This window comes from Hymenobacter latericoloratus (assembly GCF_014199535.1).
GTDB classification, from domain to species: Bacteria; Bacteroidota; Bacteroidia; order Cytophagales; family Hymenobacteraceae; genus Hymenobacter; species Hymenobacter latericoloratus.
Map to the genome: position 1 here is coordinate 695,191 of NZ_JACHNV010000002.1, position 26,488 is coordinate 721,678.

The window sequence follows — 26,488 nt, forward strand, 5'->3', positions numbered from 1 at the left end:
TTCCCGAGTATCTCCCACCGAATTCCCTGAACTCGATGATACCATCCGCCACTCAAGCTCCGCCCGCCCCACCAGCTCCCGTGTCGGGCATGGGGAAATACCGCTGGACCATTTGCGGTCTGGTGTTTTTCGCTACCACGGTCAACTACCTCGACCGGGCCGTAATTTCCCTGCTCAAGCCCTACCTCGAAACCGAGTTCAACTGGAATGCCGGTGACTACGCCAACATCGAAATAGCCTTTAAGCTGGCGTACTCCTTGGGCATGCTGGGGGTAGGCCGCGTGATTGACAAGCTGGGTACCAAAATCGGGTACGCGCTTTCCACGTTTCTGTGGAGCCTGGCCGCCATTGGACACGCCTTCGTGACTACTACGTTGGGATTCAGTGTAGCGCGAGCTTTCCTGGGCGTAACGGAGGCCGGCAACTTCCCGGCTGCCATCAAGACTACCGCCGAGTGGTTTCCGCAGAAGGAGCGGGCCCTGGCCACGGGTATCTTCAACTCGGGCTCCAATGTGGGAGCTATTATTGCCCCGCTCACGGTGCCCCTCATTGCCGAAACCATTGGCTGGAAGTGGGCTTTTATCATTACGGGGGCTATTGGCTTTATCTGGCTGGCATTGTGGTTCTGGCTCTATGAAGTGCCGGCCCGCCACGCCAAGCTTACGAAAGCCGAGTTCGACTACATCCACAGCGACGTAGATGACCTGGCGGCCGCCTCGATTGAGACGGAGCCGAAAGTATCGTGGTTTAAGCTGCTGACTTTCCGCCAAACCTGGGGCTTCGTGCTGGGTAAATTCCTAACCGACCCCGTGTGGTGGTTTTACCTGTTCTGGTTGCCCGACTTCCTGAGCAAGCAGTACGGCCTCAAAGGCACCGATATTGCCCTGCCCGTGGCCATGGTGTACATGCTCTCGAGTATTGGCAGCGTGGGCGGCGGCTGGATTCCGCTCAACTTCATCAAGCGCGGCATGCCGGCGTTCCGGGCCCGCAAAACTAGCATGCTGCTCATTGCCCTGTGCGTGTTCCCGATTGTGTTTGCCCAGCAGCTCGGGCAGATTAATATGTGGCTGGCCGTGTTGGTAATTGGTATTGCGGCGGCCGCCCACCAGGCCTGGAGCGCCAACATCTTCACTACCGTATCGGATATGTTCCCGAAGCGGGCGGTGGCTTCTGTGACGGGTATTGGCGGCATGGCTGGCGGCATGGGCGGCATCGTGCTGTCGGCGCTGGTGCAGAAGCGCATGTTCGTGTACTATGAAAGCATTGGGCAGCTGGACAAGGCCTATTTCATCATGTTCTGGATTTGCGGTGGGGCCTACCTGCTGGCTTGGGGACTGATGCATCTGCTGGCCCCCACCATGAAGCAGATCAACCTGGATACTACCTCCCCGGAGGCGCGCTAACCTTTTGTCTTTCTGAGTTATGAAAAAACTGCAGTTGCTATTCATGCTACTGGGGCTGGCCTTGCCTACCCTCACATTTGCCCAAACCAAGAACGATCAGGCTGCTGCTAAGCTGGTAGAAACTCTGGAGCGGCAGCGCTTCGAGGCCCAGGTGAAGAAGGATTACACGGTGCTGGAAAAAGTCTTCGCCGAGGACCTGGTGTACACCCATTCCAACGGCAAGCAAAACAACAAGCAGGAGTACATCCAGAGCATCCGCGACGGCAAAAGCCAGTACGAAAAGATTGATGTGGAGGCTCTGAACGTGCGCGCCTACAACGATGGTAAGGCCGCCGTGGTCAACGGCACCATCACCATCACCCTACCCCCCAAACCCGATGGAACCCCCAATCTGGCCCACCTCAAATACGTGGTGGTGCAGATCAAGGACCCCAAAAAGGGCTGGCAGGTAGTGCTGTGGCAAAGCCAGAAACAGCCCGAAGCCAAAAGCTAAGCCAGCATAGCCGGGCTCAGGCAAAAGCAGATAGCAGCGCGTCATGCTTCATCTGGCGTACGCGCGGCCGGAGCATCTCTACCGCTTCGTTGAGCAGGTAGCACATGTTAACCAGAGGTAGAGATACGTCGGCTGCGCCTCTGGCTTTGCTCAGCATGACAATACTTGTCCACGGTGCACTTACGTAAGCCTGTATTCTTGTAAGGCCTAGTCGTTTCCCCAACTCATTCAGCTTACCTCACCAGACTTCGCGACGGCTTCCTAGAAAAGCAGTGGCGCAGGCTGCGGGAGCTTTTGTACCCCTACCACGCATGAATATTTCTACTGAAAACACTATTGCTCAGCCGGTTGGTACCACGCTGGAGCGCTACATCATGCGGAAACAGGCAGAGTTTCCTTTTGCCACCGGCGAGCTGAGCCAGCTGCTGCGCGACATTGCGCTGGCCGGCAAAATCGTGAACCGTGAAGTAAATCGGGCAGGCCTGACGAGCATCATTGGCAGCATGGGCCAGCAGAACGTGCAGGGCGAGGCCCAGCAGAAGCTCGATGTGGAAGCCAATATTCGCTTTATCCGGGCCCTCACAAATGGGGGCGAGGCCTGCGCGGTGCTCTCGGAAGAAGAAGATGACATCATTCACACCGGCAACTGCCAGGGCAAGTACGTGGTGGCCATTGACCCCCTGGACGGCTCCTCTAATATCGACGTTAATATCAGCATCGGCACCATTTTCAGCATCTACCGGCGCGTGACGCCGGTAGGGGAGTCGGCCACGCGCGCGGACTTTCTGCAGGGCGGGAGGCAGCAGGTAGCAGCCGGCTATATTCTGTATGGCTCCAGCACCATGCTGGTGTACACCACCGGCCACGGGGTAGCGGGCTTCACCTACGAAAACTCCCTGGGCGAATTCTTCCTTTCCCACCCCAGCATCACCATTCCTACCTCCGGCACAGTGTTCAGCTGCAACGAAGGCTATTGGTTCGATTACCCCCAGTACGTGCGCGACTACCTGATGCAGTGCAAGCGCGAAGGGCAGAGCGGGCGCTATGTGGGTTCCCTGGTAGCCGATTATCACCGCAACCTGCTCACGGGCGGCATTTATCTATATCCGCCCACCGGCAAGAACCCCAATGGCAAGCTGCGGGTGCTGTATGAGGCCTTTCCGCTGGCTTTTCTGATTGAGCAGGCCGGCGGCCGCGCCGAGTCAGGCACTGGCCCTATTCTGGATATTGTGGCTACTGAGTTTCACCAGCGTACCCCGCTGTTCGTGGGGTCCCCGGCTTTGGTGGAAAGGTTGTTGACTGAAACCGAGGTAGCACCGAAAGAAGAAGCCATAGAACAAAATCACGCCTGATCTGCTTACTTAGCCCGGTCGGCGGCAAATGGCTGCCACCGTGTACCTTGTCGGCCGTGGGCCGTGCTTTTCCAGTGAGCGACGCCGGCTTGTCGTATGTCGCCATTCTACTCTTTCCCCAACCATGCCTAAAATCGTTTCCCCTCAGGTAGAGTTTGGCTACCTGCTCAACCAAACCAAAAGTGTAACCCCCGAAATCTTCGCGCCCGATGGCGTCGGCTTTCTGAACCTATTGGAAGGACGCTGGCAGGAGCCCGGTAAGCCCCGCCCGTTTGTGTCGCCCGTGGATGGCTCCGAAATCGGCTCCCTACCCATGCTCGACCACGCCACCGCCCTACGTGCCGTGGTAGCGGCCAAGCAGGAAGCCGCCGCCTGGGGCGCTACCGACCTGGATGAGCGCAAGCGCCGCGTGCAGGACTGCCTCGACCAGCTCCGGCCCCAGGTAGACCTCATCGGCAAGCTGCTGATCTGGGAAATCGGCAAAACCTTCAAGCTGGGCTTTACCGACATTGACCGCGCCATTGACGGGGTGCAGTGGTACGTAGATAATATTGAAGGCATGCTGGGCCAGCGCAAGCCTTTGGGGCTGGTAAGCAACATTGCCTCCTGGAACTACCCCATGTCGGTGCTGCTACACGCGGTGCTGGTGCAGGCGCTCTGCGGCAATTCGGTTATTGCCAAAACGCCTACCGATGGTGGTTTTATTTCTCTGAGTTTGGCCTTTGCCATTGCCCGCCGCTGCGGCCTGCCTGTCACGCTGGTGAGCGGCTCGGGCGGGGAGCTGAGCGACGTGCTGGTAAAGCACGAAGCCGTGGACTGCCTGAGCTTTGTGGGCGGGCGCTACAACGGCCGCAACATCGCCGACGCCCTCAGCCAGGAGCACAAGCGCTACATGCTGGAAATGGAAGGCGTGAACACCTACGGCATCTGGAACTACTCCGACTGGACCAGCCTCGCCGATCAGCTCAAGAAAGGCTACGACTACGGCAAGCAACGCTGCACGGCCTACGTGCGCTTCGTGGTGGAGCGCCGCCTGTTCCCGCAGTTCCTGGAAACCTACTGGAATACCATCAAAGACCTGAAAGTGGGTAACCCTACCCTGGTAGATACCGCCGATGATAAGCTGCCCGACCTGGCTTTCGGTCCCGTCATCAACGCCCGCCAGGCCGAGGACCTCGACCGTCTCTACGCCGACGCGCTGAAAACCGGCGCTACCCCTATCTACGAAGGCAAGCTTGACAACAGCCTGTTCCTGCCCGGCCAGGACCGCTCGGCTTACCGCGCCCCGCGGGCCCTGGTGAACCTGCCGCGCCAGAGCGAGCTGTACTTCAAGGAGCCCTTTGGCCCCATCGACAGCATTGTGCTGGTGGATAGGGTAGAAGAACTGGTAGGCGAGATGAACATTTCCAACGGGGCCCTGGTAGCCGCCGTGGCCTCCGACGACGAAAAGTGGGCCGCCCGCACGGCCAAGGAAGTGCGCGCCTTCAAAGTAGGCCTGAATAAGCTCCGCTCCCGCGGCGACCGGGAAGAGGTATTCGGCGGGATGGGCGAGTCGTGGAAGGGCGCGTTTGTAGGCGGCGCCCTGCTGGTAGAAGCCGTGACGGAAGGCGACAAAGCCATTTTGGGCAACTTCCAGGACGCGCTGCTGCTGCCGGAGAAAATCTAACTAGCCTGCCGTTACAGCGGCAGCTTTTCACGCTTGACAGGCCCTTTCTGCTCCGTAGGAAGGGCTTGTTTTTTCTGCTTTTCTATGAAATCCGTTTTTATTCTACTAGCAGCCCTCAGCCTGCTGCTGCCTACCCCCGCTACCGCGCAAAAGGCCTACAACGTCATCGATTGGAAAGCGCCGGCCACGCTCAGCACCTACCTGCTGCAGCAGATGCACGGGCAGTACAACCAGCGCCGCGCGGCTTGGAGCCAGGCCACGCAGTCGGCGGAGCAGATGCGGGCGTATCAGGACAGCGTACGGGCGCGGTTTCGACGGGTGCTGGGGCCGTTGCCGGCGCGCACGCCTCTCAAGGCCAGGGTGACGGGCACGCTGGCGCGGACCGGGTTTCGGATTGAAAAAGTTATCTACGAAAGCACGCCGGGCCACCACGTAACGGCCAACCTGTACGTGCCGGATGGGAAAGGCAAGCGGCCGGCGGTGCTGCTGTTCTGCGGGCATGAGCAGGAATCGAAAGCCACAGAATCGTACCAAAAAACGGCTATTCTGTTTGCGCAAAATGGCTTTGTGGTGCTGGTTATCGACCCTATTTCTCAGGGCGAAAGAATGCAGCTGACTGATGCCGCGGGCAAGCCTTTGACGCGAGGAGGTACGACGGAGCACACCTTGCTCAACGCCCAGGCGGCGCTGCTGGGCCGCACGGTGCCGGCGGCTCAGCTCTGGGACAACGTGCGCGGCCTCGACTACCTCCTTACCCGCCGTGAAGTGGATGCTGAACGAATCGGCTGCCTCGGCAACTCCGGCGGAGCCACCCAAACGGCGTATTTCTTGGGGTTTGACGACCGGGTGAAGGTAGCGGCCCTGTGCAGCTACGTGGCTGCCGGCGAGCGAAACCTGGAGCTGACCGGCCCCGCTGATGGCTGCGTAATGCTGCCCGGCGCCGGGGCGGCCGGCCTCGACCTGACAGAGTATCCGCTCATCTTCGCCCCCAAGCCCCTGCTGTTGCTCGCAGGCCGCTACGATTTCGTGGACTACCCCAGCATGGAGGCAACCCACCGGGAACTGCAGCAGGCTTACCGTCTGCTCGGCCAGCCCGAGCAGGTAGGCATGTTCACCTACGATGATGGGCACGGCATCTCCCAGCCTAAGCGTGAAGCCGCCGTTACCTGGTTTCGAAGGTTCTTTCTGCAGGATGCTACCCCCGTGCGGGAGTTAAACCTGGCTGTGCTCCCCGAAAAAGAGCTGTGGTGCACGGCCACCGGGCAGGTAAACACAGCTTTTCGGCAGGAAGTAACCTTAACCCAGATCTACGCTGAAGAAGCCAAAAAGCTAGGTCAGGCACGCGCTTCACTTACCGCGGAACAGCTCCGGGCTCAGGTGCAGCAGCAACTGCAGCTAGCGCCTACCTCACCTACTGTGGCAGAGGTAAAGGAAGAAACGACCATAAAAGGAATAACCTGGCAGAAACTGCTACTGCGCCGCGCCGGGGAACCCCCGCTACCCTTGCTGTTGGCGCTACCGGCCGCCGGTACTGCTCCGCAGAGAGTGGTTATAATGCTAGCCGATGGCGGCAAAAACACGCTTGCCGATAGCACTGCCCTCATCCAACGCCACCTCCGGCAGCAAACCGCCGTGGTGCTGCCCGACCTGCGTGGCCTGGGCGAAACCACCGACCCCGCCGCCTTCAACGACCCCAAATACTACAACCGCGAGTACCGCCTGGCCCTGCTCAGCCTCCACCTCGGGCGCCCGTTGCTGAGCCAGCGCGTCACTGATATTCTGACGGTGCTGGACTGGGTAGGAGGTACGGCCGGGCTGCAAGGCCGGCCAACAGGGGTACGCGCTACAGGCTTGGTAGGCATAGCGGCCCTGCACGCCGCCGTGCTTACGGAACGCATCAGCCGGCTGGAAATGCTGCAAGCGCCGGCTTCTTTCCAGGAAATGCTGCGGGAGCCTACCCGCAAAGACACCTACTCCTGGGTGCTGCCGGGCGTGCTGCGCCGCTACGATTTACCGCAACTTCGGCAGGCCCTGGGGCCGCGGCTCCTGGGAAAGTAAGCCCCTGAAAAACTAGCGGGCACTCAGGCGGCGACTGAGCCGCAAGCCTACCTGCCGCTGGTTGGAGTTACCGAAAAGGGCAAACGAGTTGACCTGCCAGGCCGGGGTAGGGCGGAAACCCACCTCCGCAAAGCCCGACCACCGACTGGCTCCCTCCTGCACATCGTAGCCTTTGCTGCTGGCCGCGCCAGCCAGTAGCTGCCATTTGGAGCCGCCCAGCCCCGTGCCGATACCAAAGCGCTGCTGCGGGTTGCCCGGGCCGTAGTTGAGGTAGTTGTAGTCGGCTAGGGCGTACACTTGCTCGCGCTGCCCCACCCGCACTGAGGCCTGCATATCAAATACACTGACCCCATCTCCGGATAGGTAGCGGTGGTAGCCCAGGTTGCCGACCATCAGGCCCAGGCCCACGCCTACCCACGGGCGGTCGAGCTGCACGTAGGGGTTGAGGGCGAACAGCGTGGTGCGGCGGCGGTAAAGGCCCGCGCCCAAGGGCGTTTCCTGGTCGCCGCCCACGTGCAGGCGTACGCCCACGGTTCTTTCGGCCATATGCACGTCGCCATCAACGTTCGTACCGGGCATTTTGGTGCGGGAAAAGTCGAGGGTGCCGGTGGCGTAGCGGTGGCGGTACAGTTCCAGGGGCGTACTACCCCCGCAGCCGCCTTCGGTGTTCTGTTCCCGCAGAAAACGGCCCGAGCTGAAGCTGCCGCTGAGCGTGTAATACTTTTCGGGAGTGGCAGCCGGCAAAGTTGAATCGGGCGAAACCTGGCTGGTCAGCACGAATACGGTACTGGCCAGCCCGAGGGGTAGGGCCGCCCGCACGGGTCGGGCCGTGGAGGCCACACTTCGCAGGTAGGCGCCGGCTTCCAGCGCCAGTACGGCCAGCAGCAAGGCCTTCACCACCAGTACCTCCGGTAGGCTCAGCGCCCACGGGCCTACCCAGGCCGTGAGCAGCAACAGGCCCCCAACAGCCAGCAGGTTTCGGCCCGAAAGATTAACCGGCGTTGGTTCCGGCGCGGGAGTAGTCCGGCCTGCCTGCCGCACCTGCCACCACCAGCTGCCCAGCGCAACCGGAGCCATCATCAGCAAAGCCCATTGCAGCTGCAGCATCGTCAGGCCGGCGTGGGTGTGGGCGGCGGCGCCCACCGGCTCACTGGCCGGGTCGCGCCAGAACTCCAGCACAAAGCGCCCGGCCAGCAGCAGCCCTACCTGCAGCCAGCGGCGGCTGCCGCCCGGCCACACCCGGTGGCGCGTGAGCAGCAGCACCGCGCCTACCCCCGCGCACAGCACCAAGGCATACAGCTGGGTAGGGTGGGTAGGAAGCGAAGCCGGCGCTCCGGCCGGAATCAATCCTTGGTACACCTGCACGAGGTAGGGCAGGGTGCCGGGACCGTAGGTGAGGCCCCAACTGCCCGCCGTGGGTACTCCAAAGCAGCAACCCGTCAGCACGCAGCCCACGCACTGCACCACCAGGGCCGCGCACAGCGGGAGGGCAAAGGCATCGTACACATGGCGGCCGTAGCCGAAGGCCCGCCGCAGCAGCGGCAGCGCCATGCCCGAGGCCAGCGCCCCGCCCAGCACCGAGCGGGCTTCCGAAGCCGGCAGCTCCCCGCTGCGCATCAGTACTTCCCATTCCGGGCCCGACAAGGCCAGCAGCTTGGTGCCCAGAATAAACGGCACGGCCACGCAAGCCAGCAGCAGCAGCCAGGAGCGGAGGGGGTAGCCGCGCTGCCGGCCCTCCCACAGCAGCAAGGCCAGGTTCACCCCGAAGCCCAGCACGTAGAACAGCGCGTAATAACCAGAACCGTGCGGAACGGCGACAACAGCGGACGGAAGCATAGTCGGCAGAATAAGACGGAGAAAAATCAGGTGCTTGGTGCGTGAATTAATCTTAACTAAAAACCGCCGCCCCACCCCCGGAACGAGGCAAAGGCGGCGGCTGGGATGCAGCAATAAAAACCGGCCGGTAAGGGGGGAGCCCGAAAGCTCGTCACGGAGGAATAAGGTGGTGGATAACGAACGGAAGGTAGGCGCCTTCGTAACCGATTCGCCAACGAGGATTTGGCTACGCCAGACTTATCAGGGAAAATATGCGGCTCGTATGTAGTTGATATATAAATAGATAATTATATATAGAAAGGACTTTCCGGGCCGGTATAAAGGCTTCTTCAACGGCACAAGTGCTACTAGCCGCAGCTTCCGGGTTTAAGTGAATCCAGCTTATTTCTCTGGGTAGGCCACGGTGACACATAGCCTGCCCACACGAACGCGCTCCGGATGCTACCAGGGCAAGTAGCAGCAGGTGGAGTTTTCAACTTCGGTACCTGAATAAAAGAGCGGGGCTTAGCGCCAGTGTTATCTGGCTCCCTGTGCCGTTAGCCCGGCGCGGGGGTTGGGGCTGAGGAAAGGGGTAGGGGCACGGTGGCCCCGTACTGCACAATGTTCTCAATCATGCCCTTGAAAATGACGAAGTGAAACGGCACCAGCGAGTACCAGTACAGGCGCCCGGCCAGGCCGTGGGGCCGGAATGCGGCCAGCTGCTCCAGGGTGTGCGACCCATCGGGGTTGTCCAGAATGCGGAACTGCAGCCAGGCTTCGCCGGGAAGTTTCATTTCGGCGTAGAGCAGCAGGCGGCGGCTGGCTTTATCGGCTACGAGCACGCGCCAGAAGTCGAGCGGGTCGCCGGCCCGCAGCTTGGTGGCGGAGCGCCTGCCCCGGCGCAACCCTACGCCGCCTACCAGCTTATCCAGCAGCCCCCGCACGCGCCAAAGCCAGTCAACCTTGTACCAGCCCCGCTCGCCCCCAATGGCCCACACGTTGCGCAGCACCTCCTGGGGCGGGCGCGTAAAGCGCAGCGTCTGGCGGTCTTGCAGCAAGCCGTGCTGCGGAATCTGAATGTGGTCCATGTAGCCCTGGGGCATCACGCCGCTGCTTAGCGCATCGCTCCAGCTGCTAACCACCTCGTTTTGCTCGATGCGCTGGAAGGCCAGCTCCACGGCGGCCCGGTAGCTCATGCAGGCGTGCGGCACTACCGCGCCAATGCTGCGGCGCGGATTGACGATGGTATCGTTGCGCAGGCTTTCCACCAGGCTTTGGGCCAGGGAGAAGGTAGTGCTGGTAACCAGGTACAGCCACCACGAGGACAGCCGGGGCGTGAGCACCGGCACCGTAACGATGTAGCGCCGCAGCCCGCGCACTTCGGCCAGGCCCAGCAGCATCTGCCGGTAGGTCAGCACGTCGGGTCCGCCGATATCAAACGACTGGCCCAGGCAAGCGGGGTTATCGAGCACGGCCTGCAGGTAGTGCATCACGTCGCGGATGCCGATGGGCTGGCAGCGCGAGTTCAGCCAGCGCGGCGTCACCATCATGGGCAGCTTGTCCACCAAATCCCGGATAATCTCAAACGAAGCCGAGCCCGAGCCGATAATGATGCTGGCCCGCAGTACGGTGAGGGCGGCTTTTTCAGCCTGGCGCAGCTCTTTTTCCACGGCTTTGCGGGAGCGAAGGTGCACGCTCAGGGCCCGGTCGTTGGCAATGCCGGAAAGGTAAATGATCTGCCGGCAGCTGCTGCGGTTGAGATAGGCGGCAAAGTTCCGGGCCGACTCCTGCTCCAGCCGGAAAAAGTCTTTGTTATGCCCACTCATGGAATGCACCAGGTAATAAGCTGCCTCAATGTCGGGGGGCAGCTCGGCCAGCGAATCGGGTTTCAGCAAGTCGGCCTGGGCTACCGTAACGTGGGCACGCAGGCGCTCCGGCAGCTCGTAGCGGCGGGCGTCGCGTACCACACAGATAACGTGGTGACCCGCTTCCACTAGCAGCGGCAGCAGGCGCTGGCCAATGTAGCCATTGGCCCCGGTAAGCAGAATGGTCATGGCAGCAGCAAAGACGGTGGGTGTACTCGTCTAACTACTTTGTGTAACAGGAAGTTGTCGAGCTGACGCCTGTCGTTCCGAGGAAAGCAAGGAATCTGGGTTTCTCGCCCCGCTCAAAGGAGTAACTTACTTCCGCCTGGGGCGCTTCCGGCGGCGGGCCGCCACCCGTTCCCGCTCGGCTTTGCGCTCGGCCCGGAAGGCCAGGCGCTCCTCCATCCGGCCCATGAGCTGGCGCCGGACGTGGTGGGCCAGGGCCGACAGCGTGACCAGCTGCGTGGTGCGCAGAAAATTCAGCACGTCGCGGCGGCGGTAGGTGCTCACGCCCACCAGCCCCTGGGCCAGCAAAAACTGCTTGATTTCCTCTAGCCGTAGCAGGGCCGCCACCGCCGGGCGCTCCACGGTGGCGTTGTACAGGGCCGGGCGGTGCGGGTGCAGCCCCGCCGCCGAAGCGACCAGCACGCCTACCCACTCCGGCAGCTGAGGCAGGAGCTTGGGCAAGTGCTTTTCCGTGACGACGAAGGTGACAAAATCGTAGGCCTGGCCGTAGCAGGGCAGCTGCCTGGCTACCCGCTGCAGGGTGTCGCCGTCGCCTTTCAGCTCGTAGCCGTGCATAAACTGCTCCGTAATGTGCACCACATCGGCGCGGGTAGTACCGGTGGGCAGCTCATCTACGTACACGCCGCCCTGGAGCAGGGGATACAGCAAAGCACGGATTTCGGGGTCGTTCATGGAAAAACAGGTAGCCGCAGCAGCGCCCGCAAAGTTCGGCGGAATAGGTTAAACGTGCTACCCGTTCTGTACTTTGAGGAATGAACACGCTGTTTGGTCGTTATCAGCTGGCTCCCATTTTCTATGCGGGCCTGGTGTGGGTGCTCATCGGGCTGTTTGGTAAGCGCCAGACCACCTTCCTCATCCTGGGGCTGCTGTTTATGGCTATGGGCCTGAAGCGCGTAGAGCCGCCTTCGCCGGAGCCGCCGCCGCCGGCCGCTTCCTCGGGCGAGTAAGGGCAGCAGCGGCCCGGCTTTCTGGCTACCTTTGCGGCTTTCGCCGCCCTTTATTCGCTGCTCCCATGCCTTTTCCGATGACTTCCCGCCGCTGGCTCTGGCTTTTTCTTCTGGTATTGGGCGGCGCTTTTCTGTGGCAGCTGGGCAGCTGGGGACCGTTGGAAAGCAGCGAGGCCCGCTACTCCGAAATAGGGCGGGAAATGCTGACGGGCCAGGACTGGCTGCACCCGCGCCTGCTGGGCATTCAGCACTTCCACAAGCCGCCCCTCACTTATTGGCTTACCGCGGCGGGGCTGGGGTTGTTCGGCGAGAATACGGTGGGCGTGCGCCTGCTGCCGGTGCTGGCCGTGCTGCTGCAGGTGGGGCTGATGTATGGGCTGGGGCTGCTGCTGTTCCGGCAGGACCGCGCCCGCGCCCTGGCTGCCGCCGTCATCTACGGCACCCTGCCCGTGGTGCTCATTTCGGCCCTCAACGTGACCACCGATGCCTACCTGGCTACCCTGGAGCTGGCCGCCGCCTACGGTATTCTGCGCTACTACCACGGTGGCGGGGCGCGGTGGCTGTACCTGTTTTGGCTCGGGCTGGGGCTGGCTTTCCTCACCAAAGGCCCGGTAGGCTTCGTGCTGCCGCTGATGGTTGTTATTGGCTTCTACGTAAAACAAGGCCAAGTTAAGCGCCCCTTCACGGTGCATCATGCCCTGGGGTTTGCGCTGTTTGTGGGGGTAGGGCTGAGCTGGTATCTGTACCTGATGGCCGAAAACCCGGCGTTCCTGCGCTACTTCCTGTTCGAGCACACCGTGGAGCGCTTTGCCAACGCGGCCACCTTCAACCGCAGCAAGCCCTGGTGGTTTTACCTGGTGCTGGCCCCCGCTACCAGCCTGCCATGGGCAGTGGCATTGGTAGTCAGGGCCGTGCGCACCCCCTGGAATACGGTGCCGCAACAGTGGCGCAACGTGCTCATCTTCTGGGTGCTGGTGCCGCTGCTGTTTTTCTCCCTGTCCAAGTCCAAGCTGCTGCTCTACGTGCTGCCCGTCTTCCCGGGGGTAGTGCTCCTGACGGTGTACTACCTGGGCCGCTGCACCGAAGCCGCCCTGCACCGCTGGTACGTGGGCATCGTGGCGTTCTACGGGTTTCTGCTGGGGGCGCTATGCTTTCTGCCCATTCTGACCACGGTAGTTCAGCTGGGTTTTGAGGTGAAGCCGCTCACCGCCATCTGGCCCGCGGCGGGCATTATTACGCTGGTGCTCACCCTCACGCTCTGGAATCAGGTGCGCATTGCCCCGCGCCTGCTGGTGGCCACCACTTTGTTCACGGTGTTTCTGCTGCTCGCGGCCAAGCCCATTCTGCAGCAGAACGAGCTGGCCTTCAACGGGAGTCGCCCCCTGGCCCAATTCCTGCGGGATAAGCAGCTGACCAACCGCCAGGTGCTGGTGTACGACCAGCTGCTGCCGTCCCTGGCCTTCGAGCTGGGCCAGTTGCCCGTATTTCTGAATGATGGCAACCACAACCTCAACCGCGAAACCCAGTTTGAGGCCGGCACTAGCTGGCAGCGCTACCTGCTCTACCTTCAGGACCCCCAGCAGGAGCCGGCTCTGGGCGCCTTACTGCTGCAACACCCCGTGCTCCTGGTGAAAGGCGAGCTGAAACCCGAGCGCCAGTGGATGCGGCGCTACTTCACCCAGCAGGAAAAGCTGGGCAAGTGGACGGTGCTGTGGTAGGAAGACTGGCGGCAGACGCCTGGCCTCCGGCCAGAAGTCTGCCCGCCGGCCAATGGGGCAAGTCTCCCGACTTGCGGCCGCCAACGGCGGCCAGCTGGCGTTAGATTCGTCTGCGCCATCTGCATACTCCTACCCGCTCCTCAAAGCCAAAGGCCTGCATGATTGTCATTGAACAGGCTTATAATCAAGCGCTGCATTAACACCAGGAAGCCACCTAATGCCCCAGGCGCCAGCTGGCCGCCGTCGGCGGCCGCAAGTCGGGAGACTTGCCCCATTGGCCGGCGGGCAGACTTCTGGCCGGAGGCCAGGCGTCTGCCCGCCAGTTGTTAGGAAGGCTGGCGGCAGACTTAGGCCACGTTTCCTACCCCCTGAAAACAGAAAAGCCGCTACCAGAGGTAGCGGCTTTTTATCTACGGGGCTGCAGCTGGCTATTCTATATATCCACCCTACTCCTTTCACCAGCTGCAACACACCACGCGGAGGGCCTTCCTTTCCATAAACCCTTCGTGCGCCGTTTGTTATTGAGTCAAAGGTAGCAAGGCCCGTATGCAGCTTGCTGAAAGTTTTGGTCAACGCCTAGTTCTACCCGGCCAGAATCAACTTTCACCCGACGGGCGAAAAATACTACCCGGCAAGTAAGCCCAAACCTTGAAAATGACTACCGGTAAACGGCTTCGGCTTTCTCGCGCAGGTTGTAGGCCGACGACATCACCTCCCCGTAAGCCCCGGCCGAGCGGATCGCCACCAGGTCGCCGCGCTGGGTTTCGGGCAGGGTAATGGCCTTACCAAACGTATCCGACGACTCGCAGATGGGACCCACAATATCGTAGGTTAGCTCCGGGCGCTGGCTGGTCAGGTTCTGGATGAGGTGGTAGCTGCCGTAGAGGGCCGGGCGGATCAGCTCCGTCATGCCCGCGTCGAGGATGGCAAAGCGGGTTTGCTGGCTTTCTTTCACGTAGAGCACCCGGCTTACAAGGGTGCCGCACTGGGCCACCACGGCCCGGCCCAGCTCCACGTGCACCTGCTGGCCCGGCCGCCGCTGCAGGTGCTGCTCAAACATGCCGAAGTAGGCCGCGAAGTCCGGAATGGGGTTTTGGTCGGGCTGGTGGTAGTCGATGCCCAGGCCGCCGCCCACGTTGAGGTGAGGGAGGCGGTGGCCCCGGTCTTCCAGCCAGGTTTGCAGCTCGTTGAGCTTGCGGCTCAGGTTGGCAAACGCCGACAGCTCGGTAATCTGGGAGCCGATGTGGGCGTGCAGGCCAATTAGCTCCACATTGGGGAGGTTGTCCAGGCCCTCGACTACCCCTGCCAGATCGGCCAGGTTGATGCCGAACTTGTTGGCGTCGAGGCCGGTGGTGATGTAGGCGTGGGTGTGGGCGTCCACGTTGGGGTTGATGCGCAGGGCCACCCGCGCCGTGCGGCCCTGGGCGCCGGCCAGCTCGTTGAGCACCTGTAGCTCCGGCACCGATTCGGCGTTAAAGCAGAAAATATCGGCGGCCAGGGCCCGGTTGATTTCCGCGTCCGATTTTCCTACCCCCGCAAACACCACATGGTCGGGGGAGAAGCCCGCATCGAGGGCGCGCTGCACCTCGCCGCCGCTCACGCAGTCGGCCCCGAAGCCTGCCTGCTGAATGCGCTGCAGAATAGGCAGGTTGGAGTTGGCCTTCAGGGCGTAGTGCACCTGGAAATTGCCTGGCCTGGCGGCCGCTGTAAGTGCCGCCAATGTCTGGTCGAGCAACTGAAGGTCGTAGTAATAAAAGGGGGTAGGCTGCTGGGTAAGCTCCGCCGGAAGTTGAAAAGCCATCGAAATAGAGAATTACCGCTGAAACAGCCCGGCGTTCAGGGCCTGCAGAGCGCTTACTTTGTGGTTGTTATGCACCAGAATGCTGATGTTGTTCGGTGAGCCGCCGTAGCTGATCATGCGCATCGGAATGTCGCGCAGGGCGGCAAAGGCTTGGTTGGCCGCCCCATGCGCGTCCTGCCCCAGGCTGCCTACCAAGCAGATAATCGTCTGATTTTCATCAACTTCTACGGTGCCGAAGCGGCGCAGCTCTTCCAGAATCTGGGGTAGGCGGGTAGCGTCGTCAATGGTCAAGGAAACGGCCACTTCCGAGGTCGTAATCATGTCGATGGAGGTGCGGTAGCGCTCAAAAATCTCGAACAGGCTGCGCAGGAAGCCGTGGGCCAGCAGCATCCGGCTCGACTTCACGTTGATGGCCGTAATGCCATCCTTGGCCGCTACTGCCTTAATAGCCTCGGAGCCCGTTTTGGCCGAAATGAGGGTGCCGGGGGCCTCGGGCTGCATGGTATTGAGCAGGCGAACTGGAATGCCGTGCTGGCGGGCGGGCAGCACCGAGCTGGGGTGCAGAATCTTCGCTCCGAAGTAGGCCAGCTCCGCCGCTTCATCAAACGACAGCTCCCGGATGGGGTAGGTGCCCTGCACGATGCGCGGGTCGTTGTTGTGCAGGCCGTCGATGTCGGTCCAGATCTGGATTTCCTCGGCCTCCACGGCCGCCCCGATCAGGGAAGCCGAGTAGTCGGAGCCGCCGCGCTTGAGGTTATCGATGTGGCCCTGGGCGCTGCGGCAGATGTAGCCTTGCGTGATAAACAGCTGCTGGTTGGCGTAGGGCGCGAGGGTAGCGGCTAGGTGCTCCCGAATGTAGGCCGCATCGGGCTCCTCATCTACATCCAGGCGCATAAAATTCAGAGCGGGCAGCAGCACGGCCGGGCGGCCCAGCACCTGAGTTACGTAGCGGTGCACCAGCAACGTGCTCAACAGCTCGCCCTGGGCCAGAATCACCCGTTCCCCATCGGCAGAAAGTGGAGCTGAAGTCAGGGCCAACACCGCGTCGAAATGCTGATTCAGGGTTTCAATGGCTGATTCGGCCAGGCCTGCGCCGGGTAGTAGCTCGCGGGCTACCTCATGGTAGCGCTGGCGCAGGGCCTCCAGGCGGGCGGTAGCAGCGGTGGCATCGGCGGCGTAGAGCAGGGTAGCAATTTCAACCAGGGCGTTGGTGGTGCCGCTCATGGCCGAAAGCACCACGATGCGGCGCTGCAGGTGCGGGGCATGAATCAACTCGGCTACTTCGCGCATCCGCTGCGCCGACCCTACGGACGTGCCGCCAAACTTGAGAACTTTCATAAACAGGGAAAAAACAGGAGATAAGTGGCGCAGAAAACTCCGGCAGGTTGCGAGCCGGAAATGAAAAGAGGAAAAAAAAGCGCCGATCCTGGGAGGACCGGCGCTTGAAGGTTCAGTGGTAGGTAGGTACGACGAACAGGTGCGACGGTCAGGTCGGGTTGCGTTTCTTCGATTTCTTGACCATCAGCAGGCCCACCGACAGCGGCGAGGCTACCTGTTTGCCCAGCTTCACCCCCATACACGCGGCAGCCACCCCAGCCGAAGCCAGAGCAGTAGAAGTGCCGAATGAGGTGGTAGTGAGCAGCATATGCAAATAAAACGCGGGCCCTACCCCGCTTTGCGGCCGCAAGTACGCAGTTCCTTGGAAAAACACCAACGGCTGAGCTGGAATTTTTGACTATATGCCGGCTGCCTACCCCCTGGTGCAGGCAGTAACCCCGGGGTGCAGGTTGGGCAGTAGCTTCAAGGGTAGGCTGCGCTAAAACGTGCGGACAGCGGAAGAACGGGCCTGTTTATTCGCCTTAGCAAGCCCGGCCGCTAACTTTTCTGGCCCGGCGTTTTGATTGTGTTGATGACCGTGTCGCTGAGCGGAGAAACGGCGGGGCCAAAGTAGTGGGTCAGGCGGCCATCTTCGCTGATGAGGTACTTGGAGAAGTTCCAGTCGGGGGCTTGCTCGTTCCAGCCGTTCTGGCGGGCGTTGCTGAGCCACTGGTACACAGGGTTCTGCTCGCCCTTCTTTACTACCACGCTCTTCTTCATTAGGGGAAACGATACGCCGAAGTTTACCTGGCAGAACTGCTCGATGGTTTTATCGTCGGCCTTTTCCTGCTCGGCAAAGTCGTTGGCCGGGAAACCGAGCACCACCAGCTGATCGGCAAACTGCTCGGAAAGCTGCTGCAGCTCTTCGTACTGATTGGTATAGCCGCAGTTGGACGCCGTGTTTACCACTAGGACTTTCTTGCCCCGCAGCTCATCAAAGTTCAGCTGCCGGCCGGAGTTCAGCTGGCCCGCGAGATTGTAGAACGGCACGGGAGCGGAGACCGGCTTCTCATTCCGGAGCACCTTACCCTTGCTGCCCGACTTCGACAGCTTCATGATGAGTGGGTAGAGAGCTTTCAGCAGTTTTTGACGGAAAGAGGACATTGCTTTGGAATTGATAGAAGGTCAAAAGTACATCGTTGGGCCCGGTGCCTGCCCGCTCACCCGACGGAGAAACCGATTTGAAGCCCAACAGTTGCGCAGCGGGGCAGAATGTCATTAAACGGCACCGGGCCCGACGCGTTGAGAAACGCAGTCGGGCCCGGTGAGTTAAAAGGTGTAAAATTCCGGAGAATCCGAGTGCTCTAGCGCACCGGCTTCGGGATAATGGGTAGGCTCTCGTGGCCCTCGGCATCCAGGGATACTACTCCGAAAATGTAGTTGTCCTTGCTGTGGGGCAGGTCGGCTTTGGTGTCGGTCACGAAAAATTTCTGCTGCCACTCCGGGGCGCTGGTTTCGCGCATGAGCACGTAATAGCCGGCCGGTTTTTCGCCCGCTTTGGGCGCTTCCCACTTCAGCTCGGTGCGGTTGGTCAGGTTGGCCGTGAGCACGCCCACGTTTTCGGGCGCGGCCGGGGCGAGAGCCAGGGAAGCCAGCGTGGCCAGGTTCACACCGGTGTTGCGGCGCAGGTAGGGGAAGTCCATGAACTTGGCATAGTCGCCGTACTCGGTGCCGTTTTCCTGGCGCAGATCCTGGTGCTGGTGGCGGAAATCTTCGTTCATCTCCGAGAAGCGCACCGCCGTGAAGCCCTGCTGATTGAAGGGTGTATGGTCGCCGCCGCGCAGGAACCGGTCGGGGCGGTACTCCAGCACTACCTCATGGCCGGGCACGTACTGCTGGCAGGCCAGGCGGGTGTAGCGGGCCAGGTTGCGGCTGGGTGAGTCGTTTTCAGAGGACAGCGTGCGGCGCACGCGGGCTTCGTCGGCGGTTTCGGTGGCGGGCACACCTTCGCTGAACACGCGCAGGCGCTTGTCGTCCTTTATTTCGGGGTCGTGGCCCGAAGAGTTGCCCATGATGTCGTTGTTGAGCATGGCCACCAGGTTCCAGCCCTCTTTCTTGGCGCGCTTGGCCAGGTGGGTCGAGCCATAAAGGCCCTGCTCTTCGCCCTGCACGGCCACAAAAATGATGGTGGCCGGAAACTGCTGCCGGCTCATCACGCGGGCCAGCTCCATCACGGCCACCGTGCCCGAGCCGTCGTCGTTGGCGCCGGGTGCGTCGGCGGTGGCATTCATCACGTCCGTTACCCGCGAGTCGATGTGCCCGCTCACAATGAACACACGCTTATCCGTGGGGTCGGTGCCGGGCAGGGTCGCCATGACGTTGGCCATCACCACGGGCCGGTCGATGCGGCGGCCGTCGGGCTTGATGGTGAAGGTATCCTGCTCCACTTTCAGGCGGCCCCCGCTGGCCTTGCTGTACTTGCGGAACTCGCTTTCCACCCAGCTGCGGGCCGCCCCGATGCCGCGTTTCTTACTTTTGGTGTCCGAGAGGGTGTGGCGCGTCCCAAAGCTCACGAGCTTGTCAATGTCGTCGCGCAGGTTTTTCTCCGAAATGTCCTGCACCATCTGCGTAATGAGCGGATCGGGGGTGGTAGTGGGCTTGTTCTGGGCGAAAATGGGGGTAGCAAACCCGAGGGAAAGTAGCAGCAGCGAAGCGGAACGGCGCATGGAAAAGGGTAGGGTTCAGGTTGCGGAATTGGGCAAGAGACGCGGAAGGGTGGTCCCACGTTGCGGCACAAGGTAAGGCCCGCAGCGGGTTAGCCGGGTATAAGTTATGGACTAGTGAAACACTTTGTGTTTTACTGGCAGCGGTAAAGCGGTACTCCGGCTACATCTCTAGCGCCGACACCAGCGCACTAGCCGCGTTTCCCCCGAAGCCGGCCGCATTCACCAGAATCCGGCGGATAGGCTTCGGGGCTGCGGAAGCTATGTCGGTGGCAAACGGTGCGGCCGGCCACTGCTGAGTTTCGAGGATGTGCAGGGCAAAATCGAGGCTGAGGGCGGCCGAGGCGCCCAGGGTGTGCCCCACCAGCCACTTGTTGGACAGCAGTGGGGGTAGGCTTCTCCCGAAAACTGCCCGCAGCGCCGCCCGCTCGGCCGCGTCGCCGGCGGGGGTGCCGGGGCTGTGCAGCACCACGGCATCCACGGCGGCGGGCGTGAGGCGGGCCTGAGCCAGGGCCTGCCGGATGGCCTGCTGAAAGTGCTGCCCCTCGGCCGAGAGGCCCGTTTTGCTCCCAATGGCCTCGAAGCCAAACCCCACGCTTTCCAGCACGAAAACCGGAGCGGAGGCGGCTTCCGCCGCCAGCTGCTGCCGGCTCACTTTCTCCAGGGCAAATACCGCCGCACCTTCACCCAGCACAAACGTGGAGGGCTTGCCCGCGCCGGGCCGACAGGGAAAATCTTCGGCGGCAAAGGGCGAGTAGATGCCAATGGCCCGCATCTGGGCCAGGGTGAAATCGGTGAGGGGCGCCTCGGTGCCGCCCGCCAGAAACCGCTCGGCCATGCCCGCCCGCAGCCAGGCCGTGGCATTGCCCAGGGCCTGAAACGCGCTGCTGCAGGTACTGGAGTGGCTCAGGGCTGCGCCGCCCGCGCTGCCTGCGTCATAAGCCACCCAGCTAGCCACGTTGCCGAGGGTAGTCAGTGGCGAGGCACCCGCGGGCACAACCCCATCAGCCAAGAAACCAGCGTGAAACTCCTCCGTGCGCCCCGTAGCACCCCGGCTGCTCCCGATGCTGACGGCCAGAGGGGAAGTGGTGAAATGGTGAGAGGGTGAGAGGGTGAGTAATGGGTCGTGTTCTTGCTCACCACTCACCCCTTCGCTACGTTGCCAGCCGGCTGCCGCGGTGGCTTGGCGGGCCGCCAATAAACCCAGCAGTACCGTGCGGTCGAGTTGGCGGTAAGCGGCCTGGGTGCGGCGCAGCTCCGCGAGGGTTGCCTCGGCGGCGGGGGGTAGGGCGGCTACGGGCAGGCCGGTGGCGTGGGTGGTGAAAGGCGAAACGTGCGCATCGGCCGGTGCCGGCTGCAGCCCCAGCGCCGATACCCGGCCCCGGCCCCGGATAACAATCAACTCGTTGGGGGCAAACTCAGTCATGCAGGTACTCGGGTAGGGTAGGGGCCGGCTCGAAGTTCAGGACCACTTCGCGCATGCGCCGTAGCACCGCGTACAGCAGCTCCAGTTCGGCATCGGTGGTGCAGTAGGGGGGGAGCAGGTACACTACGTTGCCCAGGGGGCGGAGCACGATGTGGTTGTCGATGGCGAGTTGATAAAAGGCGTCGCGGAGGCGGCTGAAGTAGCTGGTGCCCTCGCCGGGGTCGTACTCCACCGCCAGAATGGTACCCCGGTGGCGCACCTGCCGGATGCCGGGCAGGGCCTCAATCTCTTGGCGGAAAGCCGTGTGGGCAGCCTCAATCCGCTGGCGCTGCTGGTGGCATTCGTCGGTGCGGGTGAGCTCCAGGCTGGCCAGGGCGGCGGCGCAGGCCACGGGGTTGGCCGTGTAGGAGTGGCCGTGAAAGAGGGCCCGCATCTTGTCGTCGCTGAGGAAAGCAGCGTAGATGGGCGCGGCGCAGGTGGTCAGGCCCATGGCCAGGGTGCCGCCGGTCAGGCCCTTGGAGAAGCACATGATGTCGGGCTGCTCCTGAAGCAGGCTGCTGGCAAACAGCGGCCCGGTGCGCCCAAAGCCCGTCATGACCTCATCGGCAATGCACAGCACCCCGCGCTGGTGGCAGCGGCGCAGCATCTCGCTCAATACCTCCGGCTCGTACATCACCATGCCCGCCGTACCCAGCACCAGGGGCTCAAAGATGAAGCCGGCTACATCGGGCCGGCCGAGCAGAGTATCGAGCTGGGCCAATGCCTCGGCCTCCCGGCCCGGCACGGGTACGTCAACAAACTCCACGTCGAACAACAGGGGCCAGAACGGCTCCGTGAAGGCCCCGCGCGCACTCACAGCCATGGCCCCGAAGGTGTCGCCGTGGTAGGAGTTCTGGAAGCAGAGAAAGGTGCGGCGCTCCGGCTGGCCGAGGTTATGGAAATACTGCAGCACCATTTTCAGGGCCACTTCCACGGCCGTGGAGCCGTTGTCGGAGTAAAAGACCCGGGCCTGGTTGTCGGGCAGAATAGCCAGCAGCTGCTCGGCCAGCTCCACGGCGGCGGGGTGGGTGAAGCCGGCAAACAGCACGTGCTCCAGGGTGCGCAGCTGCTCGCTCACGCGGGCCGCCATGTGCGGGTGGGCGTGCCCGTGCAGGTTCACCCACCACGACGAAATACCGTCGAGGTAGCGGGTGCCGTCCTCGGCAATCAGCCAGCTACCCTCCCCGCGCACAATCGGCACGGCCAGCGGGGCAGTCTGCATTTGGGTATAAGGGTGCCACACCACGGCGTGGTCCCGCTCAGAAAGAGTAGGCATGGAAGGAGGGGTAATGGAGCGCGAAGGTACAACCGGGCACGCAGGCAGCAGTTTTGGGCAATCAGCCTCTCCCGTCATCCTGAGCTTGCGAAGGACCTTATCACACCTGAGTCACTACTAACGACTTCATTCAACGTGATAAGGTCCTTCGCAAGCTCAGGATGACAGGAGTTTTCAAGCTTCAAACCACTCTCGGAACTCAGCAGCATAACGGCTTACTACCTCGGGGGTGACTTCGGTTTCGGGCCGGACGCGGGGTAGGAGGGGCACGCCGGTATGCTGCTGAATGAAGTTTTCGGTGGCGGGCGTTGGCTCCCCGTTGAACACGAGGCCGCGCACCCGCAGCCCGCGCGCCTGCAGGGCTTCCAGCGTGAGCAGGGTGTGGTTGATGCTACCCAGGTAATTGCGCGAAACCACCACTACCTCCAGGTTCAGCTGTTGGGCCAGGTCGGCTATCAGGAAGCCGGGGGCCAGGGGCACCAGCAGGCCGCCGGCCCCTTCCACCAGCAGGTGGTTGTCGGTTTCGGGCAGCTGAAAATCTTCGGGGCGGAGGGTGAGGCCCTCAGCGGCGGCGGCGGCGTGGGGCGAGGCGGGCAGCTGCAGGCGGTAGCGCTCCGGCCAAAAATGGCTGCGGGTGTTGCGTACGAGGCCGCGGACCGTGCCCGCGTCGGTACTGGGCTCCAGGCCGGCCTGCACGGGCTTCCAGTAATCGGCCTGCAGGGCCTCCGTCAGGATGGCCGACACCACGGTTTTGCCGACGTCGGTGCCGATGCCGGTGATGAAAAGTCGTTCCAAAGGAAAAAGAAAGAACAGTGAAACCGGCTACCTGCCTGCCGTAGCGGTCAGACGGCCTGAGTAAGGGAAAAAGCAAAGATGGGGGCCTTTTTTCTAACGTGGGTCGGCACCCGCGGCCGTTGAAAGGCCCGCGGCTGGTGCCGGCCCAGGACTACCCGGCCAGCGTAAACAGGGCAACCTCTGCTCTTGCCCCGAACCTGAGGGGCACCACACTGGTGCCAATCCCTTTGGAAACGTACAGCCTCGTGGCGTTTTCCTGGTACCAACCCCTCACGTACTTCCCGCTGCCCCGGGGCAGAAGCGGAGCAAAGCCAGCCAAAGTAATTTGCCCGCCGTGCGTATGCCCCGACAAGATAAAGTCCACCTTGCTGCGCCCGGCAAGCTGCTGTACAATGGTGGTTGTATAGGCAGGGCAGTGGTTTAACAGAATGTGATAATCACTGCCCGAATACGTTTGCAAAGCAGCCGGCACATCGGGGGAGCCACCTACGTAGTCATCCAGGCCCGTAAGGGCAATGGTTTTATTGCCGATCCGGTAAGTTACCGTCTGGTTGATAAGTAGCTGACAGGTGTTTTGGCTGTAGGTTGAGCCAAGTTCCGCTATGTTGATGTTGCCCCAATATTCCCAATTGCCCAGAATAGCAACCTTTTGCAGGTTAGTGGGCAGGAGCTGCAGAAAATCGTGTAGCACCGGAATGTTTTCTGCCTTATCAATGGCGTCGCCCGTAAAAACCAGTAAATCGGGCTGCAGCTGAGCTATTACTCTGACGAGTCTGGTTATTGAATAAGAAATTGACTGCAGGTGTAAATCGGAAATCTGCAGGACCCGCAAACTTGGTATGCCGGGAGTCGGAGCGTTGATTTCAAATTCATTGACTTCAATACACAACTGCTCTAGCCAGCAGGCGTCCAGCAGCAACACCCCCGTTGTAAGCACTGCACCCGACCGCAAAAACGTACGTCTTGATACTGGCATCTGAATAGGTAACACGAGTAAAATAAAAATACACAGCGCAGTACGCTCCTAAAAAGCGCGCCCTGCTTAGAACCGCCCTAGCACTACCGCCAGCCCGTCAATTTCCGCCTCTGTGTTGTAGCTGTGCAGAATAAGCCGCAGCCGCTCCGTGCCGGCCGGTACCGTAGGGGCCACGATGGGGCGCACATCGAAGCCGGCGGTCTGGGTGGCCGCCGCTACCGCCCGCGCACGGGCCGGACCGGGCGAGTCGGTGAAGAAAACCGGGTGAATGACATGGCTCTCCGGCGGCACGCGCAGCCCCGGTACGGCGTTCAGGCGGGTTTTCAGGTAATCGGAAAGGGCGAACAGCTGCTCCCGCTCCGCCGATAGAGCCGGCAGCACTTCGTACGCGGCCCGCAGGCTTGCGACGGAGTGCGGGGGTAGGGCGGTGGTATAGATGAAGGGTCGGCTGAAGTTGAGGAGGTAGTCGCGGAGCACGGCCGGGCCGGCCACGGCGGCACCTTGGTTGCCGAGGGCCTTCCCAAACGTGAGCACGCGGGCAAACACATCGGCTTCCAGCCCCAGCTCCGCCACCAAGCCTTCACCCCGGGGGCCGTAGAGGCCGTTGGTGTGGGCCTCATCTACCACCAGGTACAGCTCCCGTTCCCGGCACAACGCCGCCAGCTCCGCCAGCGGGGCCATGTCGCCATCCATAGAATACAGCGCCTCCACGGCCACGAATACGGCTCCGGTGGCGCGGGCTAGCTTGCGGGTCAGGTCGGTGAGGTCGTTGTGGCGGAAGCTCCAGGCCGTGGCAAACGAGCCCCGGATACCGTCCTTCACGGAAGCGTGCGAGGCCTCGTCGTAGAGAATTGTGTCGCCGCGCCGGGGCAGGGCGGCGAAGAATCCCAGGTTGGCCGCGTAGCCGGAGTTGAAGAGCAAGGCTGCCTCGGCCCGGTGGAACTGCGCCAGATGCTGCTCCAGGGCCTCAGCCTCCATAGAGTTGCCGGTGAGCAGGCGGGAGCCGGTGCTGCCCGCTGCTTCGGCAGTGGCCTGCTGCAAAGCTAGTTGCACGGCCGGGTGGCGGCTCAGGCCCAGGTAGTCGTTGGAGCTGAAATCCACCAGCCCGGCGGCGGGCTGCGTAAGGCGGCGGCGCGTGCCGGCAGCTTCGCGCTGCTCTAGCTCGCGGGCGAGGCGTTGGTGGAGAGGCAGGGGGGTAGCCATGAAAGCGGCTTAAAAAATGAGCCGGGTAAAAAACGTCTGTCATCCTGAGCCCAGCGAAGGACCTTTTCCCAGTAGCACGACCATCGTAACAACGACTCGTTCCGCCGTGAGAAGGTCCTTCGCTGGGCTCAGGATGACCGACGTTTTCTAAAAAACAACTGCTACTTACGCTACTACCGGCGCGGCTTCCTTGCCCAGCACTACGGCGCCTTCGGGCACATCTTTGAACGACTTGCGGGGCTTCAGGCCCAGCAGAGCGAACATCTGCTTGTCGGCGTCGAAGTCGGGGTTGGGGGTCGTGAGCAGCTTCTCGCCCGAGAAGATGGAGTTGGCGCCGGCCAGGAAGCAGAGGGCCTGCTCCGTTACGGGCATTTCCTGGCGACCGGCCGAGAGGCGTACCATGGTGCGGGGCATCAGGATGCGGGCCGTGGCAATCATGCGCAGCATTTCCCACACGCTCACGCGGGGCTGCTGGGCCAGGGGCGTGCCTTCCACGGGCACCAGCGCATTCACCGGCACCGACTCGGGGTGCTGGGGCAGCGTGGCCAGGGTGTGCAGCATGGCAATGCGGTCCTCGTCGGTTTCGCCCAGGCCAATAATGCCGCCCGAGCACACCGAAATACCGGCTTTCCGTACGTGCTCCAGCGTGTTCAGGCGGTCGTCGTAGGTGCGGGTGGTAATGATGTCGTCGTAATGCTCGCGGCTGGTGTCCAGGTTGTGGTTGTAGGCATACAGGCCGGCTTCCTTGAGGCGCTCGGCCTGGTATTCATTCAGCATGCCCAGGGTGCAGCACACTTCCAGGCCGATGTTGTTGACTTCGGTTACCATGTTCAGCACCCGGTCGAAGTCGCGGTTGTCGCGCACTTCGCGCCAGGCGGCGCCCATGCAGAAGCGGGTGGAGCCGCCGTCTTTGGCGCGCTGGGCCGCGGCCAGCACTTCGGCATCGGGCAGCAGCTTGTGAGCCTGCACGCCGGTGTGGTAGCGGGCCGCCTGGGGGCAGTAGGCGCAGTCTTCGGGGCAGCCGCCGGTTTTCACACTCAGCAGGGTGCACACCTGCACTTCGCCGGTGGCCTGGGTTTCGGCGTGAATGGCGGCGGCCTGGGTTACCAGCTCCAGCACGGGCTGGTTATAAATGGCTTTTACTTCGTCGAGGGTCCAGTCAGTACGCATTATCATGGGGCGGGGAGGAAGTAGTTTCTGGTTTGTGGTTGGGGGTGGAAGCTAAGCAAAGCAGCCCGCCGGCAGAGCGGAGCTACGGAGCGGGCTGCAAGATACACGAGAAGTATATTCTAGAAGATGAAGCAGCTGTACTGCTGGTGCCTTCTTTCCTGAAGCTGCAGTGTTACAGTGCTGTGTGTGAGATGGTAAA

21 protein-coding genes are annotated in these 26,488 nt (G+C 62.0%); 7 read left to right on the plus strand and 14 right to left on the minus strand.

What is annotated here, in order from left to right; all coding sequences use genetic code 11:
- The first annotated feature begins 35 nt into the window (after nucleotides 1–35).
- From GGU46_RS08640 to GGU46_RS08660, 5 genes are all read left to right on the plus strand, one after another.
- Complete coding sequence (locus tag GGU46_RS08640) at nucleotides 36–1,403, plus strand: MFS transporter (RefSeq protein WP_183403129.1); 1,368 nt, start codon at nucleotides 36–38, stop codon at nucleotides 1,401–1,403.
- Nucleotides 1,404–1,422: 19 nt separating this feature from the next.
- Complete coding sequence (locus GGU46_RS08645) at nucleotides 1,423–1,896, plus strand: nuclear transport factor 2 family protein (protein ID WP_246398835.1); 474 nt, start codon at nucleotides 1,423–1,425, stop codon at nucleotides 1,894–1,896.
- A gap of 311 nt (nucleotides 1,897–2,207) precedes the next feature.
- Nucleotides 2,208–3,248 (plus strand): class 1 fructose-bisphosphatase, encoded by a 1,041-nt coding sequence (gene fbp / locus GGU46_RS08650; RefSeq protein ID WP_183403130.1) that lies wholly within the window; start codon nucleotides 2,208–2,210, stop codon nucleotides 3,246–3,248.
- Nucleotides 3,249–3,372: 124 nt separating this feature from the next.
- A complete protein-coding gene (locus GGU46_RS08655; RefSeq protein WP_183403131.1) occupies nucleotides 3,373–4,914 on the plus strand; it encodes an aldehyde dehydrogenase family protein in 1,542 nt (513 codons plus the stop codon).
- 84 nt (nucleotides 4,915–4,998) lie between these two features.
- On the plus strand, nucleotides 4,999–6,972 hold the full coding sequence (locus tag GGU46_RS08660) for an alpha/beta hydrolase family protein (RefSeq protein ID WP_183403132.1): 1,974 nt from the start codon (nucleotides 4,999–5,001) through the stop codon (nucleotides 6,970–6,972).
- A gap of 12 nt (nucleotides 6,973–6,984) precedes the next feature.
- Here the strand turns inward: GGU46_RS08660 and GGU46_RS08665 are convergent, their stop codons facing one another.
- The 3 genes from GGU46_RS08665 to GGU46_RS08675 form a co-directional block, all read right to left on the minus strand.
- Entirely contained in the window at nucleotides 6,985–8,808 is a 1,824-nt protein-coding gene (locus GGU46_RS08665) for a prolipoprotein diacylglyceryl transferase family protein (RefSeq protein ID WP_183403133.1), read from the minus strand.
- 536 nt (nucleotides 8,809–9,344) lie between these two features.
- Entirely contained in the window at nucleotides 9,345–10,841 is a 1,497-nt protein-coding gene (locus GGU46_RS08670) for an SDR family oxidoreductase (RefSeq protein WP_183403134.1), read from the minus strand.
- Between the two features lie 126 nt (nucleotides 10,842–10,967).
- Complete coding sequence (locus tag GGU46_RS08675) at nucleotides 10,968–11,570, minus strand: sce7726 family protein (protein ID WP_183403135.1); 603 nt, start codon at nucleotides 11,568–11,570, stop codon at nucleotides 10,968–10,970.
- 80 nt (nucleotides 11,571–11,650) lie between these two features.
- Here GGU46_RS08675 and GGU46_RS08680 point away from each other — a divergent pair, with 80 nt between their 5' ends.
- Both GGU46_RS08680 and GGU46_RS08685 read left to right on the plus strand, forming a co-directional pair.
- Entirely contained in the window at nucleotides 11,651–11,845 is a 195-nt protein-coding gene (locus tag GGU46_RS08680; protein WP_183403136.1) for a hypothetical protein, read from the plus strand.
- 65 nt (nucleotides 11,846–11,910) lie between these two features.
- Nucleotides 11,911–13,563 carry an ArnT family glycosyltransferase gene (locus GGU46_RS08685; protein ID WP_183403137.1) on the plus strand — a complete coding sequence of 551 codons (1,653 nt, stop codon included), beginning with the start codon at nucleotides 11,911–11,913 and terminating at the stop codon, nucleotides 13,561–13,563.
- 658 nt (nucleotides 13,564–14,221) lie between these two features.
- Here the strand turns inward: GGU46_RS08685 and lysA are convergent.
- From lysA to bioB, 11 genes are all read right to left on the minus strand, one after another.
- Nucleotides 14,222–15,364 carry a diaminopimelate decarboxylase gene (lysA, locus tag GGU46_RS08690; protein ID WP_183403138.1) on the minus strand — a complete coding sequence of 381 codons (1,143 nt, stop codon included), beginning with the start codon at nucleotides 15,362–15,364 and terminating at the stop codon, nucleotides 14,222–14,224.
- Nucleotides 15,365–15,376: 12 nt separating this feature from the next.
- On the minus strand, nucleotides 15,377–16,702 hold the full coding sequence (locus GGU46_RS08695; protein ID WP_183403139.1) for an aspartate kinase: 1,326 nt from the start codon (nucleotides 16,700–16,702) through the stop codon (nucleotides 15,377–15,379).
- Nucleotides 16,703–16,850: 148 nt separating this feature from the next.
- The gene (locus GGU46_RS08700) at nucleotides 16,851–17,009 is read right to left on the minus strand and encodes a hypothetical protein (protein ID WP_183403140.1); all 159 of its coding nucleotides are present in this window, start codon (nucleotides 17,007–17,009) and stop codon (nucleotides 16,851–16,853) included.
- A gap of 230 nt (nucleotides 17,010–17,239) precedes the next feature.
- A complete protein-coding gene (locus GGU46_RS08705; protein ID WP_183403141.1) occupies nucleotides 17,240–17,845 on the minus strand; it encodes a glutathione peroxidase in 606 nt (201 codons plus the stop codon).
- 200 nt (nucleotides 17,846–18,045) lie between these two features.
- Entirely contained in the window at nucleotides 18,046–19,407 is a 1,362-nt protein-coding gene (locus GGU46_RS08710) for a M20/M25/M40 family metallo-hydrolase (protein WP_183403142.1), read from the minus strand.
- Between the two features lie 160 nt (nucleotides 19,408–19,567).
- Nucleotides 19,568–20,830 carry a beta-ketoacyl synthase N-terminal-like domain-containing protein gene (locus GGU46_RS08715; protein WP_183403143.1) on the minus strand — a complete coding sequence of 421 codons (1,263 nt, stop codon included), beginning with the start codon at nucleotides 20,828–20,830 and terminating at the stop codon, nucleotides 19,568–19,570.
- Nucleotides 20,823–22,145, minus strand: coding sequence for an adenosylmethionine--8-amino-7-oxononanoate transaminase (gene bioA / locus GGU46_RS08720; protein WP_183403144.1), 1,323 nt, complete (start codon nucleotides 22,143–22,145; stop codon nucleotides 20,823–20,825). Before bioA ends, GGU46_RS08715 begins: the two co-directional genes overlap by 8 nt.
- Before the next feature lie 174 nt (nucleotides 22,146–22,319).
- Nucleotides 22,320–22,940 (minus strand): dethiobiotin synthase, encoded by a 621-nt coding sequence (gene bioD / locus GGU46_RS08725; protein ID WP_183403145.1) that lies wholly within the window; start codon nucleotides 22,938–22,940, stop codon nucleotides 22,320–22,322.
- A 151-nt stretch (nucleotides 22,941–23,091) separates the two neighbouring features.
- Nucleotides 23,092–23,859 carry a metallophosphoesterase gene (locus tag GGU46_RS08730; RefSeq protein WP_215906290.1) on the minus strand — a complete coding sequence of 256 codons (768 nt, stop codon included), beginning with the start codon at nucleotides 23,857–23,859 and terminating at the stop codon, nucleotides 23,092–23,094.
- A gap of 123 nt (nucleotides 23,860–23,982) precedes the next feature.
- The gene (locus GGU46_RS08735) at nucleotides 23,983–25,119 is read right to left on the minus strand and encodes an aminotransferase class I/II-fold pyridoxal phosphate-dependent enzyme (RefSeq protein ID WP_183403146.1); all 1,137 of its coding nucleotides are present in this window, start codon (nucleotides 25,117–25,119) and stop codon (nucleotides 23,983–23,985) included.
- A gap of 165 nt (nucleotides 25,120–25,284) precedes the next feature.
- Nucleotides 25,285–26,289: a biotin synthase BioB gene (bioB, locus tag GGU46_RS08740; RefSeq protein WP_183403490.1), complete on the minus strand. Its 1,005-nt coding sequence runs from the start codon at nucleotides 26,287–26,289 to the stop codon at nucleotides 25,285–25,287.
- Nucleotides 26,290–26,488 lie beyond the last annotated feature (199 nt).